Below are 13,789 nucleotides of genomic sequence, written 5' to 3' on the forward strand. Positions count from 1 at the left end.
GTGCGCAGCGCCGTGGGGCTTCTGGTCGACGGTCCGCGGAAGCCGGGCTGTGCGGATCGTGGCGGATGCCCTCGCTGTCCCGGGCCGGGCGACCGTCGGGTTCAGGGCCGCTGATGGTGTTGAACCTCGGCGTGGTGCCACCGCGCGCGTGGCCCCGCCCTGTCAGTCCTGTCAGTCCTGGAGTTCCCCGAGCCAGCGCAGGGCGCTCCGGCTCGGCAGGAAGCAGTACTCGCCGCCGCGGGTGACGACGAAGCGCGGCAGCGGGGTGAGGCGCCGTCGAAGCGGCCGCCGGGGAATGGTGAAGCCACTGGCTCCGTCGTGGGATCCGGTGATGGGGTCTTTGGTGTTGCCCGCGCCGAAGAAGACGCCGTCGTTCATCCATTCCGACTGGACGAACTCGAACTGCCGCCCGAGGTGGGCTCCGATGAACGCGAACATCAGGCCGCGGTCGGCCCCGTCGTCCTCCAGGACTCCCTCGGGAAGTGGCGGACCGTAGACGGCGCCGCGTCTGATCATCCGGTGAAGTCGCACTTCTCCCGCCACCGAGGCGTCGCGGGGGTTGGCCCGGCGGATGTGGCAGCCGCCGGGCGTGACGAAGCCCGCCGGATCGTCTCGCTCGTACAAGAAGGTGTTGCGACGGTCCCGGTCGGTACCGAGAGCGGGGTCGTCGCGCTGCGGACTGAGCGCGAGGGGGGCTCCGCTGCGCCAGCGTCCCATGATCTTGGCCGCGAGCAGTTCCTCGTCTTCGGGAGACGTGGCATTGTCCCGCAGATAGCGCCGGAACGCGGCGACGTCCTGGTGGAGCTTACGGAAGACCGCGTAGCTGCCGTTGCGCCCCAGCACCTCCGGCTGCGGGCTCTGGAGACCGCCGATCTCGTCCCGGTAGCCGAGCACGAACTCCCCGGCCCTCAGCGGCGACTCCAGCCGGTTCGACCCGGCGATGCCGCTTCCTTCGACGGCCGGATGGCTGACGCCGTCGCGATAGCCGAAATGCTCGGTCTCGGTGGGCAGCGCGTAACAGTCCTGCCGCCAGATCGCCGTCACACCGGAAAGGTGGTCGTACGCGGGGCGGGCCCGGTCGAGCGCCGCCTCCAGCCGTTGGGGGTCAGGCGCGACCGCCGTGAGCACCACATGGACATCCGGCGTGCCCAGCGACGCTTCCCAGTTCTCGGGGCTGCTCTCGCCGACATCGCCGAGCGTTTCGGCCCGGGCGGCCATCCCCTGTCGGAACTCCCAGGCGAACGTGTCCAGTGATGCGCGCGGCACGCCCAGCGACTCCAGACCGTGGCAGGAGACCGCGACACTGACCCATGTCTCCCCCAGGGGGCTGACCGGGTCGGCGGCAGAGGTCACCACCGCGCTCGCGCGTCGCATCAGCTCCCGACCGTCGGCCCTGTCATCGACGCGGAACACAAGATATGTCGCCGCGTAGGGAGTCGGCCGCGGGCTGAGAGCCCCGCGCTGAATGTCGTCGAGTTCCAACGCGACTTGCGTAGGTCCGCTCACGGTCCACCTCCCTGCAGCACTACTTCGAGACGAGGTTCCGCCAGAAGTTCCTGAGACTCTCGTCGCCTCCGAACAGCGAACTGAAGATCGTGGAGTCCGCCAACAGCACATCGCCGGCCCGCTCACCGCTCGGAGGCATCCACAGGAACATGTTGAACTCGGTGTTGCCGGCCTCGGTGAACGGATGCGGCCTGGAGGTGTCGATCGGCTGCCTGGCCAGCACGTGGATGACATCCGGCTCGTCGGTCGTCACGGCGTAATGCGGCAGGTGCATATGGAAGTTGAAGTTCGTCACCCCTTCCAGCCGCCCTTTCGCGTCCAGGTCCCTCACCGTGGAGAGCGGGGCGATCTTGTTCTTCTCCCGCACCGCGGGGCGCAGCCCGTAACGGTTCTCGACCGGCACCGCAAGGCCCTGCATCAAATCCCGTACGTAGGTGGCGAATCGCTGCTGGCGGGGGACCAAGAGATCTCCGTGATGGTGGTACTCCACGTCCCGCACGGCCAGATCGTCCGAGGCCCCGACGTCATGGTGCGGCCCCAGGACCAGACAGGCGTCCTCCCGGCCGAGGAAGGCCCGCAGTGCCTCGACCTCCTCGGGCTGGGCCTCCTGCCCGGTGACCAAGTGGTCCAGTCCGAACACGAAGAGAGTGTCGGTGTCGGCCAGTACGCGCTCGTCGAGCGGGGTCCGGAAGCCGGCCTGGTCGATGCGCTGATACACCGGAACGGGGTGCCCGGTGACCTCCTCGACGAACTGCTGAAACGGCACCCAGGCCCAGAAGAACAATTCCAGCGATCCGGCGATACCCTGCTGGAAATACAACGGGTCCGACCACTTCGGATCCTCGTAGGCAGGCCACGCCACCCGCCTGACCTCCGTCATCGTGGAGAACCGGTTGTCCAGCTCAGCCGGGCTTCTGCCCGCCTCGGCCGGATAGCTCCACGAGACGTAGATGCTCACCCGTCGCCGACCAGGGGTGTATTCGCGCGGGTTGTGGTTCTGGTTGTAGGTGCGCGCGGTCCTGACCTCGCTCATCTCGTCTCCAATCCGTAATTGGGACAAGCACACGACAGCCCACTGTCACTGCAGCTGGTCGAGCATCTCCGACAGGGCACCCTTGATCCGCAGAGCCTTCTTGATCTCATCAGCGGACACGTACGGGTACTCCCCGTACTCGATGAAGCTCGGACAGTGGTGTTCGCGCACAAACCTGACGAACGCCTCAGGGTTGGTCCGCCAGTCCTCGGGAAATCCTTCGAGGTTCTCGAAGGCCGTGTTCACCCCCGCCTTACCGAAGAGCGCGACGGCGTCCTCGGTGTACCTGTCGAAGTCGGTATCGAAGATCCCCTGATACATGAAGCGCGTGTCGTCATCGAAGAGCACCCAGCGCAGGTAGTGCAACTTCAGTGGCGCGAGGAGTTGGGGGTCTTCCTCCAAAGCCTTGGCCAGAGTGCTGCCGTAGGCTCGCATCGCGTCGGCCCGGCCCGGCTTGACCTTCGCGACGATCGTGAACCCGTAACACGCCGGCGTCTTCGGAAACACAGGACCGTATTTCCCCTGCTCGAGCCGGCCGATCTCGGGAATGACCGCCGCCTGCGGCTTGATCTCCATGTCCGCTCCTCCCGCTACCTGCCGGCCGGGGACAATCCCTCTGATTGTCCCACGCGGCACGTCCATCCGCCTCGTGGGAAAAGGAGCTGAATCAGCTTGACCGGCCACCGCGGGCGGTTGGTTCGCAGCTGGGGGCCAGAGTTCGGAGTCGGACGTCTCCCCGACCGTCTCGGTGTCCGCCATCCTCACGCCGGGAGCCTGATTGAGCTGTTCCGATTCTCGTAGCGGCCGGTCTGTGTGGTTTCAGGCGGCGTATGTGGTTGTCCGGGATCGGTGGTGCCGGGCCTCGAACTCCTCGGGCGGGAGGCAGTCGAGGGCGGAGTGCAGGCGCTCGGTGTTGTACCAGCCGACCCACTGGGCGACGGCGCGTTCGGCGGACGAGCAGAGCACGCTGGAATCAACGGCTCACGAGACATCAGCCGTAATCGTGTTCGGGGCCGCGTGCACTGTCCCCGCGTACCGCCGGGCGAAGCCCGTGCCTCCGTCCGCCGTGATGGTCATGTCGTACCGCCCGCTGTCCGTGGGCCAGTTCAGGACCACCTTCTCGCGCGGGCCGAGCAGCTGCGTGTGTTCCGTGCCGCCGAAGTCGTTCGGGGCGACGGTGAAGCACACCTCCGAACCGCCGTCGTTGGCCAGCAGCAACTCGACCGAGGCGTTCTCCGGCTTGCCGCCCTGCAGGACGCCTGTCACCCGAGGAGCGGCAGCGTCGTTCTGATCGACTGCGGTCACCGTTCCGGCGAATCGGCAGACGAAGCCGTCGGCGCCGTGAACGGTGAAGTCGTAGCGCCCGCCCGTGCGTACGGCATCCCACACGTAAGTGGCAGTGCTGCGCGGCGCGACAGTGAACGGCGTACCGGCGAACGGCCGCGCGATGTTCGGGAACACCGTGAAGTGGAAGGAGACCGTTCCTTCGTTGGCGAGTGTGCAGGTGACCTTGCCGGTGGCGCGGTCCACAGCGACGTCGGCCCATGGGCGGTACGGCAGCGCCCGGTGCGGACGCGCACCGCCCGGTTCCTGTGTCGGCATGAACTGTGTGCCCGGTGCCGGGCTCTCCATCGGTGGCAGTTCCATCGCAGCGTCGGCCTGCTCCACCAGCGCGCGGGTGTCCGGCAGTGCGGGGATCGAGAAGTCGGGCAGGGTGAAGTCGAAGCAACTGGTGAGGTCGCCGCATACGGCGCGACGCCACTCCGAGATGTTGGGTTCCCGCACGCCGGTGACGAGTTCCAGGAAACGCAGGACGGAAGTGTGGTCGAAGACCTGGGAATTGACCCAGCCGCCGCGCGACCACGGTGATATCACCCATAGGGGGACGCGGTTGCCCAGCCCGATCGGCTGCCCGTCCACGAACTCCTCGGGGGTCGCGGCGGGCGGGAACGGCGGCACCATGTGGTCGAAGTAGCCGTCGTTCTCGTCGTACATGACGAGGAAGGCGGTGTGCCGCCACACGTCCGGGTTGGCGAAGACCGACTGAAGGGCGGTGTTGACCCAGTGGGCGCCGTAGGCGGGGCTGGCGGTCGGGTGTTCGCAGAACAGGTACGGAGAGACCAGCCAGGACACTGTCGGCAGCGTGCCGTCCTCGCAGTGGGCGTCGAACGCCGACAGGTCCCACTTCGTCATCGCATTGATGTAGCGCGGGTCGTCCTTGTCGAAGGTGTGGAACCGGGCGAAGTACTCCAGGGCGTTGTCCTCGTAGTTGCCGTGGCGCTCGTCGAGTCCGGGAGTGTGGTAAACGCGCCAGCTGACGTTGGCGGCCGACAAGCGTTCTGCGTAGGTGGTCCAGTCGCAGACCGGATTGTCGGGAAGCGGGGTGTTGTCGATCCACGGGCCGGTCGTGCCGTCCCGGCCCGGGCCGACGGTACCGGTCCACAGGTAGAGGCGGTTGGGGCTGGTGGGTCCGGCCAGTGAGCAGAAGTAGGCGTCGCAGAGTGTGAACGCGTCGGCCAGCGCGTACTGGTAGGGAATGTCCTCACGGGTGAGGTAGCCCATGCTCTGCTCACCCTTGGCCGATGTCCAGCGGTTCATCGCGCCGTTGTTGATGGCATCGTGACCGGATTCCCAGTCGTGTGGCAGACCGTCGGCGTTCTGCGCGTTGAACTTCGTGGAGTCCATCCGGTAGGGCAGCAGGAAGCCGCCGTCGGTCCGGGAGAGGGCGGGCTGACGGAAGACGCTGTCGCCGTTCGGGAATGTCAGAGCCTGACGGTCATCGAACCCGCGCACACCGTTCAGCGTGCCGAAATAGTGGTCGAAGCTGCGGTTCTCCTGCATGAGGATCACGACGTGGCGGATGTCGTCCATGGTGTCAGTTCCTTTCCGCGGACGTGAACAGGGACACGAGCAGGGTCACATCGGCCCGCTCCAGGGAGTCGAGGACCGTCCGCCGTGCTGCGGACGGGATCGGTACGGTGGAGGGCACGGCCAGCACCACGCACCCGGCGGCCTCGGCCGCGGCGACACCCGTGGGCGTGTCCTCGACGACTACGCAGGCGCGCGGATCGACGCCGAGGGCGGCGGCCGCGGCGAGGTACGGATCAGGCGCCGGCTTGGTACGGACCGTGTCCTCGACGGCGAGTGTCAACGCGAACCGCTCCTCGCCCAGGGCCTTGCGCACGAGGTCGACGACATGGCGCGGCGACGCGGAGACGATCGCCGTGGGGACTCCGGCCGCGGCCAGTTCGTCCAGCAGGCGCAGCGCGCCCGGTCGCGGGACGACCTCGCAGGCGACTCGGGTGGCGAACGCCGCGTCCAGTTCGATGGCGAGCACGTCAGGAGCGGGGACCGCCGGGCCGCCGGTACGGTGCAGGTGAGCTGCGGTGTGTGCGGCCGGCCTGCCCAGCACATGATGCGTGTCGGCGTCGGTCAGCTGCCGCCCGATCCCCTCTGCCACCTGTTCCACGGCCGCCCACCACAGCCTCTCGGTGTCGACGAGTGTGCCGTCCATGTCGAACAGCACGGCAGCGGGAAGGCCGGGGGTGGCCCTGCGATGGGTCATGAGGAGTTCCTCCGGTGCGTGGCGAACGGGCGGAAGCGGAGGCTCCCTGCGTCGAAGGCCGGACAGGTCGGTTGGTTCGGTCTGAAACGACGGATTCGTACGGCGTGGTCGCATCGAGAATCGGCCGGAGCCGTCAGCTTCCACTGCGACCGCCGTTTCCCCGGCTGTGGCGATCCACCAGCACCGGGCGGTCCGGAAGGGTCAGCGTCACCTTCGCACCGACGGGGAGTCCGGCCGTCGAGTGAGTCGCCACGTCCGCCATCACCTCCGCGCCTCCGGCCAGCCGTACGGTCAGCCTCGTCGTCGCGCCCAGGAATGTCGCGCCCACGATCTGGGACGTGCCATCGCTGTCCGCAGTGACCCCGATCGCTTCCGGGCGTACCAGTACGTCCACCTCGCCACTTCTGCCGTCGGTCCCGACGGGGCCCGGTAGCGTTCCGTGGACCGGTAGCGTGCGGCCGAACGCGCCCACGGTCGTGCCGTCCGCCCCCGGCCGGGCCGGTATCCGGCTCATCACCCCCACGAAATTGGCGACGAACGCGGTCGCAGGGCGTTCGTACAGCTCTGCGGGAGGCGCGCACTGCTCGAGTCTCCCGGCGCGCATCACGGCGACCCGGTCGGCCATGGAGAGGGCCTCCTCCTGATCGTGTGTCACGAACAGCGTCGTGATGCCCAGTTGTTGTTGGAGGCGACGGATCTCCTCGCGCAGTGTCAGCCGCACCTGAGCGTCGAGCGCGGACAGCGGTTCGTCGAGCAGCAGCACGCGTGGCCGCAGTGCCAGAGCCCGGGCCAGCGCGATGCGCTGCTGCTGGCCTCCGGAGAGCTGGCGCGGGAAGCGGGCGGCGTGGTTCGGCAGCCCGACCAGCTCCAGAAGTTCCGCGGCGCGAGCCCGCCGCGCGGCTTTGCCCGTCCCGCTCATCCGCAGCCCGAAGGCTACGTTGTCGATGGCTGTCATGTGAGGAAAGAGGCTGTACGACTGGAACACCATGCCCGCCTCGCGGCGGTGTGCGGGAACACGCGTGATGTCCTCGCCGTCCACGAGCACTTCGCCCGTGTCGGGCCGCTCGAAGCCGGCGACCGTGCGCAATGCGGTGGTCTTTCCGCAGCCGGACGGGCCGAGCAGTGCCAGGAGTTCGCCGGGGCGGACTTCAAGGTCCAGTCCGTCCAGCGCCGTCGTGGTGCCGAAGGCGCGGCGCAGCCCACGGAACTCCACGGTTGAACCGGCCCGCGTCGGCCTGACGGTTTCGGGATCGGTGAGAAGGTCGGTCATGAGTTCTCCTTGGGGCGGCGAGCACGTCCGGCGGCGCTGATCATCAGCAGCAGCATCCAGGTGACGAGGAGGCCGACCATCGAGACGGCCACCGACATCTGCGCCTGCGAGCCGCTGGTGGCGACGATCCACACGGCGAACGGCTGATAGCCGAGGACCGCGGCGACGGTGTACTCGCCGAGGACGAGTGCGAGGGTCAGGAACGCCGTGTTGAGCAGCGCCCCGCGAAGGTTGGGCAGCACGACATGGATGAGGGTGTGCGGCCACGGCGCCCCGCAGGACCGTGCAGCCTCGACGAGCACGCGCAGGTCGATGGCGGCGAACCCGGTGTCGAGTGTGCGGTACGCCAGCGGCAGCGCCATCAGCGTGTAGGCGAGCACCAGAACCATGGGGAACTGCGGGGCCTGGAGCGCGACCATGACTTGGAAGAGCGGGGTGCCGGCAAAGTGGTCCGGTCCCCAGCGCAGCACCGCGCTGATCCCGGCGACCAGGGCGACAGCCGGTACGACCAGCGGCAGCATGCACACGATCTCGACGAGTGTGCGCAGACGCGGCGCGGCCAGCCGCACCGTGACCAGGGCGGGCACGAGCAGCCCCAGAACCAGCGCGATGGTGGCTGCGGCCAGTTTCAGGGTCAGAGTGAGGCTGTCGGTGAAGCCGTCGGCGCCGAAGATGCCGGTGTAGGCCTCGAAGCCCAGGGCCTGGCGGGGGGCGCCGATTCCGATGCTGAAGGCGATGGCGCATGCGATCGGGACGAGGAAGTACGCACCGGTGAGCAGCAGTACGGCGCTGCGCCCGTATCCGGTCCTGTTCAAGCGAGCCATCGTGTGCTCCTGCGCTGCAACGGTACCTGGACGGCCATGACAAGCCCCGCGACCAGCACCATGTCGACGCCGAGCGCCAGGGCAACATTGTCCTGGCCGACCAGGACGTTGCCGGACAGCGCGTCCGCGATCTGCATGGTGACCAGCGGTACCGAGCTGCCAACCATCGCGGCGGCCGTCGCGTACGCACTGAACGCGGTGCCGAACAGCAGGACATAGCCGCCGAGCAGTGAGGGCATGAGAATCGGCAGGGCGACGTGCATCCAGTAACGGAAGGTGCTCGCGCCGTTGTTGTGGGCGGCCTCGCGCCACTGTCGCCGCAGCCCCTCCAGAGCGGGGGCGAGCGTGAGGACCATGAGCGGAATCAGGAAGTAGAGGTAGACCAGGGTCAGGCCCCAGAAGCCGTACAGATTCCAGCCGTGGCCGAGCAGGTTGAAGCGGGTCGTCAGCACCCCGGCGTTGCCGAGCGTCGCCACGAAGGCGAACGCGAGCGGCACACCGCCGAAGTTCGCCAGTACGCCCGCCCCGGCCAGGACCGCTTCGCGCAGCGCGCGGAATCGCGAGGTCACGACCGCGTGGGCGACCGGCAGACCGACGACCGCGGCGATCAGCGCGGAGACGGCGGAGAGCTTGACGCTTCCGATGAGCGCGGTCAGGTAGGGGCCGTGCAGTGAGGCGCTCATGTTCGCGCCGGTGAAGCGGGCCCCGCCGGGCACGGTTTCGGGCGTCGTGAGCGCGCCGAACACCATCGTCCCGGCGGGCAGGCCGAACACCAAGGCGGCGAAGAGGAGCAGCGGCACGGCACCCAGCCAGCCTGCCGAGCGAGGAAGGCGCCACCGCCGGGCGGCACCCGCACGAGTACCGCTTCCGAAGGAGCGGGTCGGGTTGTCGCCTCTGGCGACTGCTTGATGGGTACTCATTCGCCGACGCCCCGGCCCCAGCCCTGGACGACGTCCTGCTTGGCCTTGCTGACCTGATCCTCCGTCGGGAAGGCGGTCTTGCCGTCGGGTGCCTGCGGGAGCTTGGCGGCGACGGTGGTGTCGAGCGTGCCGGCCTTCTGCATCGAGGGCATCAGCACGGGGCGGGCGTGGCCCTTGAGCCACAGGTTCTGGCCTTCGGGGCTGTAGAGGAACTCCTGCCACAAGCGGGCAGCGGCCGGGTGCGGTGCCCACTTCACGATGGCCTGCGAGTAGTACTGGGCGTACACACCGTCGGCCGGGACGCTCACCTTCCAGTCGACGCCCTTGGCGCGGAGTTCGTCGACGTATCCGGCGTTGAGGTAGTCCCAGTTGATGCTGATCGGCGTCTCACCCTTCTGGATGGTCGCAGGGGTCGACTCGACAGGGTTGAAGTTGCCGGAATTCTTCAGGCGGGCGAAGAAGTCAAGGCCGGGCTTGATGTCGTCGAAGGAGCCCTTGTTGGCGAGTGCCGCCGCGTATACGGCGCCGAAGGCCGAGCCGGACTTCGTCGGATTGCCGGTCAGCGCGATCTGGCCCCTGTACTGCGGATCGAGCAGGTCGGCGAAGGTCTTGGGGCACTTCTTGACGCGGGCCGCGTCACAACCGATCGAGACGTAGCCGCCGAAGTCGTTGTACCAGCGTGCCTGAGCGTCCTTCTGCTCCTTCGGGATCTGGTCGAAGGCGGAGACGCGGTACTGCGCCAGCAGGTTCTGCTGGGCCGCGCTGATGGCGAAGGCGCTGCCCACGTCGATGACGTCCGGAGACCGGTCCTGTCCCTTGCGGGAGGTGACTGCGGCGATCTCGTCCTGGCTGGAGGCGTCGGGGTTCTCGACCTCGACCTTGACCCCGTACTTCTTCTCGAAGGTGTCGATGATCTCGCCGTAGTTGGCCCAGTCCCGAGGAAGGGCGATGGCGTTCAACTTGCCCTCCTTCTTCGCGGCTGCGACGAGAGCGTCGAGGCCGCCGGCATCCTGTGCCGAAACGGCGGTCGCGGCCTTGCTCCCGCTATTGCTTGTCCCATCTGCGCTGGTCAGGCTGCATGCGCTGAGTCCCAGCGCGGCTGCGGCAAGGGCACAGACAAGGCCTGCCGGGGGAACGCGGTGCAGTCTCAATGGAATCTCCCAGTGGAATAAGTTGGCTGTACAACTTGACTCATTACCTCGGGAGGTGGTGTACGGAAGATGAACGCCGGCGAACGCGCGGAGAAGCCTCTCGGGAAGAGATCGCGGGCTGTGCGGCGGGAGAGACCTGATCGGTGCGCCACGTTCGGGAGCGGATAGGCTCACGTTCCACAGCAGCGGCGACGGGCGGCTGAGGGGGAAGGAGAGCGGAATGGCGGTCGCTGGGGGCGGCACCACCGGAGCCCGGTACCGGCGGCTGGCGGCTGACCTGCGCGAGGCCATAGCTGCCGGCGCCTACGGGTCGGACGGCCGGCTGCCCAGCGAGGAGAAGCTCGCGCAGCAGTACGGCGTCTCACGCGGGACCGTCCGTCAGGCGCTGGCCGTGCTGCGCGCAAACGGCCTGGTCACTTCCCGACGTGGCACGCGCCGCGTCGTGCTCGGCACCGCACGTACGCAGAGTTTTTTCGAGTTGCTGAGTTTCACCCGATGGGCACGCTCGCTCGGAGAGGAACCAGGCAGCCGCACGATCGACATCGAACGCCGTCCCGCAGAACCGTTGGAATGCGAGCAGCTCAGCCTCGCTCCGGGGTCGCAGATATACCGGGTGCTCCGACTGCGGACACTGTCGCGTGTTCCGATCATGATCGAGAGGACTCTCTACCCCGAGCGGATCGGCGCCCTGATCAAGCACCTGGATCCCCACGCGATCTCGCACACCGATCCACTGACGGAGGAGGGAGTGGTGTTCGCGGACACGGAACACACCATTGACCTCGTCTACGCCGATGCCGACGACGCGCGCCTCCTCGGCTGTGCCCCGGACGCGCCGCTGATGCGGGAGCGGCGACGGGCCACGGACCAGGCGGGCAGACCGTTGATGTGGTCGGACGACCGCTTTCTGCCGGGCACGATTGCTTTCACGGTGCACAACTCAGTGGCGACGACGGCACTGTCGCGCCGACGCGGCTGAGCTGACCGGCCGTCATCGCAGTCGTCCGCCGCGCGAGGGTGGCCGGCTCATGTCCGGTGCCGACCGGCGAGCTGGGCCCAGTCGGGTTCCGGCATTCCCGGCCGCGGTGCCACCATGCCCACGCGGCCGGTTCACCGCTCCTCAGAATCGCGGCCGGGTCTCCGACCAGACGCAGACTGCCGGGACCGTGCCCGGGTTGTGGTACCGGTGCGGGGCGGAGGAGTCAAAACTGACGCAGTCGCCGGGCTGCAGGCGGTAGCACACGTCGTCGATCCAGTAGTCCAGCTCTCCCTTCAGCAGGAGACCGACTTCTTCTCCGGCATGGGTGTGCGGGTTGTCGCCGGAGGATGCTCCCGGGGCCACCTCCAGCATCATCATCTCGAGGCTCCCCATGCGGTTGGGGTTCAGGAGTGTGTAGGTGATGCCCTGCACTCCCGCCCGGGTGAGTTCAACGCGCTCGTGAGGGCGCGTGAGCACGCGGCGTTCACGGTCGACCGCGTGAAAGAGCTGGCTGAGGGTCGTGCCGAGAGCGTCGACAATCGTGCGCAGCGTGTTGATCGTGGGGCTGTTCACCTCCCGCTCCACGTTGCTGAGGTAGCTGCGGGACAAGCCCGTCTTCTCTGCGAGCTGCTCCAGCGTGAGGCCTCGCCGCAGGCGTTCCTGGCGAAGGTGCTGGCCGATGCCGCCGTTGGGCGAGGGCTGCGGCGGAGCCGGCGGAAGATCGTCAGTGGGCACGGCAGCACAATCCCGTCATCCAGTAAACAGTACGAACGTCCATTATAGTGTCCATTCGATCGTCGTCGGCGGCTCTGCCCTCGGGGACGCGTCCCACCCGCTTGCTTCAGCCTTCGGTGACGGCCGGGAGGCCCAGGCGGTCAGGAGTTCGGCGGACTCTGCGCAGGAACCCGCCTGCGCCGAACGGAATTTGGAGGACTGATGGACCGCGACGACACGGCACTCACCGCATACCCAGTGCCGGATATGCCCCAGCTTCGGCTCGACGTACGGGCGCTGGAACACAATGTGCACCTCATGGCGGACTGGTGCCGTGATCAGGGCGTGGAACTGTGCCCGCACATCAAGACCACGATGACACGTCCCATCGTCGAGCGGCAGATGGCCGCCGGGGCGTGGGGGGTGACGGTCGCCACGGTGAGGCAGTGCGGGATAGCGCTGGGCTGGGGGGTGCGACGCATCGTCATCGCCAACCAAGTGATCCACCGCCCCGACCTCGCCCTCCTGCGCCGATGGCTCGACGCAACACCCGGGCTCGAGCTGTACTGCTTCATGGACTCGACGGCAGGGGTGGGCTTGGCACGGGCGGTCATGGAAGGAGCACACAATCCCCTGCACGTCCTCGTGGACGTCGGTGCGCAAGGAGGACGAACCGGGGTGCGGGAGTCCGCCGAGGCGCATGACCTCGCCAGGGCATGCCAGGCATCGCCAGGGCTTCTCCTGGCCGGGGTCGCGGGCTATGAAGGCATCCGGCCGAATCGCCGGGACGCGGTCACGATCGCGGACGTCGACGCGCACTGCCGGAAGGCAGCCTCACTCTTCCACGCCCTGACACCGCTGTTCCAGACGGCGCGGCCCGTCTTCAGCATGGGTGGTTCCGCCTTCCCCGACCGGGTCGTCCGCGCCCTTTCGGAACTCACGGAGTCACCCGGTCGCCCACCGATGGTGCCCGTCCTGCGGTCGGGCTGCTACGTCACACATGACCACGGCACGTACGCCGACGTCTCGCCGCTGCCGGGACTGAGCCCCGCGCTGACCGTCCGGGCGGTCGTGCTCTCCACGCCGGAGCCAGGACGGATCATCGTCGGCGCCGGAAAACGCGAGCTTCCCTACGATGCCGGACTGCCGGTCCTCATCGGCTCCCGCGACGCACAAGGAGCGCCGCGGCCGGCCGCGCGCGCCATCGCGGCCCACATCTACGACCACCACCTGGTCCTCACGGACGCCCATGGTCTGAACGTGGGCGACGAGGTCGATCTCGGGATCTCCCACCCGTGCTCCGCATTCGACCGGTGGCCCGACATCACCGTGGTGAACGACAAAGGTGACAGCCAAGACGTGTGGCACCCTCAATTCCGCTGACCGGCGTCTCCCCATGCGATCGGTGTATGGCGTGGCGGAGATCCAAGTCTCTCCGGTGTCCAGGATCCCCGGGGGCAAGGCCCTTCTCCGAAGGTGCGCACGGCGGGGAGAGCGCAGGCCGAGCCGCGGGGAGGCCCACACGATGAGGGAGAGCAGGAAGTCTCCCTCGACCACGGATCGGGGAGTGGCCATGCTGATGGTCTGGGGCATCTGCTACGTCACGGGCAGACCATCACCCACGACCGGAACCTCACCAGCGCCACGCCAGGACCGCCCTCGGTGGGGTGAACTCGTGGGCGCGGGAGCCCGGGTTGGCCAACCAGTCAGAGATGACTCCACCCGTGCCGTGATGTGCGACGAGTCGGTACGTCCGCGGCGAGTCCGCCACCTACCGTGCCATCGCCGGCCTCGTCTCCGACCGCACCGCTGACACGGCAGGTGGGT

General features: G+C 68.0%; 13 protein-coding genes. 2 read left to right on the top strand and 11 right to left on the bottom strand.

Going from position 1 to position 13,789, the window contains the following annotated elements:
• Positions 1 to 171: 171 nt before the first annotated feature.
• The 10 genes from NRF20_RS03785 to NRF20_RS03830 all read right to left on the bottom strand — a co-directional run bounded on the left by NRF20_RS03785 (position 172) and on the right by NRF20_RS03830 (position 10,275).
• Positions 172 to 1,506, bottom strand: coding sequence for a Dyp-type peroxidase (locus NRF20_RS03785; RefSeq protein WP_413752001.1), 1,335 nt, complete (start codon positions 1,504 to 1,506; stop codon positions 172 to 174).
• A gap of 19 nt (positions 1,507 to 1,525) precedes the next feature.
• Positions 1,526 to 2,539, bottom strand: coding sequence for a hypothetical protein (locus tag NRF20_RS03790; protein ID WP_413752002.1), 1,014 nt, complete (start codon positions 2,537 to 2,539; stop codon positions 1,526 to 1,528).
• 45 nt (positions 2,540 to 2,584) lie between these two features.
• The gene (locus tag NRF20_RS03795) at positions 2,585 to 3,115 is read right to left on the bottom strand and encodes a hypothetical protein (RefSeq protein ID WP_413752003.1); all 531 of its coding nucleotides are present in this window, start codon (positions 3,113 to 3,115) and stop codon (positions 2,585 to 2,587) included.
• Positions 3,116 to 3,358: 243 nt separating this feature from the next.
• The gene (locus NRF20_RS03800) at positions 3,359 to 3,505 is read right to left on the bottom strand and encodes an integrase core domain-containing protein (protein ID WP_413752004.1); all 147 of its coding nucleotides are present in this window, start codon (positions 3,503 to 3,505) and stop codon (positions 3,359 to 3,361) included.
• A 15-nt stretch (positions 3,506 to 3,520) separates the two neighbouring features.
• Positions 3,521 to 5,410, bottom strand: coding sequence for a phosphocholine-specific phospholipase C (locus NRF20_RS03805; RefSeq protein WP_398632011.1), 1,890 nt, complete (start codon positions 5,408 to 5,410; stop codon positions 3,521 to 3,523).
• Between the two features lie 4 nt (positions 5,411 to 5,414).
• Positions 5,415 to 6,104: an HAD family hydrolase gene (locus tag NRF20_RS03810; protein ID WP_398632012.1), complete on the bottom strand. Its 690-nt coding sequence runs from the start codon at positions 6,102 to 6,104 to the stop codon at positions 5,415 to 5,417.
• 133 nt (positions 6,105 to 6,237) lie between these two features.
• Positions 6,238 to 7,374, bottom strand: a complete 1,137-nt coding sequence (locus tag NRF20_RS03815; protein ID WP_398632013.1) for an ABC transporter ATP-binding protein — start codon at positions 7,372 to 7,374, stop codon at positions 6,238 to 6,240.
• Positions 7,371 to 8,198, bottom strand: a complete 828-nt coding sequence (locus NRF20_RS03820; protein ID WP_398632014.1) for an ABC transporter permease — start codon at positions 8,196 to 8,198, stop codon at positions 7,371 to 7,373. The genes NRF20_RS03815 and NRF20_RS03820 overlap by 4 nt, the downstream gene beginning before the upstream one ends.
• Entirely contained in the window at positions 8,186 to 9,118 is a 933-nt protein-coding gene (locus tag NRF20_RS03825) for an ABC transporter permease (protein WP_398632015.1), read from the bottom strand. Before NRF20_RS03825 ends, NRF20_RS03820 begins: the two co-directional genes overlap by 13 nt.
• The gene (locus NRF20_RS03830) at positions 9,115 to 10,275 is read right to left on the bottom strand and encodes an ABC transporter substrate-binding protein (RefSeq protein WP_398632068.1); all 1,161 of its coding nucleotides are present in this window, start codon (positions 10,273 to 10,275) and stop codon (positions 9,115 to 9,117) included. The genes NRF20_RS03825 and NRF20_RS03830 overlap by 4 nt, the downstream gene beginning before the upstream one ends.
• A 214-nt stretch (positions 10,276 to 10,489) precedes the next feature.
• Here NRF20_RS03830 and NRF20_RS03835 point away from each other — a divergent pair, with 214 nt between their 5' ends.
• A complete protein-coding gene (locus NRF20_RS03835) occupies positions 10,490 to 11,248 on the top strand; it encodes a GntR family transcriptional regulator (RefSeq protein ID WP_329832747.1) in 759 nt (252 codons plus the stop codon).
• A 141-nt stretch (positions 11,249 to 11,389) separates the two neighbouring features.
• Here NRF20_RS03835 and NRF20_RS03840 read toward each other — a convergent pair whose 3' ends face one another.
• Positions 11,390 to 11,983: a cupin domain-containing protein gene (locus NRF20_RS03840; protein ID WP_398632016.1), complete on the bottom strand. Its 594-nt coding sequence runs from the start codon at positions 11,981 to 11,983 to the stop codon at positions 11,390 to 11,392.
• Positions 11,984 to 12,184: 201 nt separating this feature from the next.
• Between NRF20_RS03840 and NRF20_RS03845 the strand changes: the two genes are divergently transcribed.
• A complete protein-coding gene (locus NRF20_RS03845) occupies positions 12,185 to 13,345 on the top strand; it encodes an amino acid deaminase (protein WP_413752005.1) in 1,161 nt (386 codons plus the stop codon).
• The last annotated feature ends 444 nt before the right edge of the window (positions 13,346 to 13,789 follow it).

Source organism: Streptomyces sp. R-74717 (assembly GCF_047305335.1).
GTDB lineage: Bacteria > Actinomycetota > Actinomycetes > Streptomycetales > Streptomycetaceae > Streptomyces > Streptomyces atratus.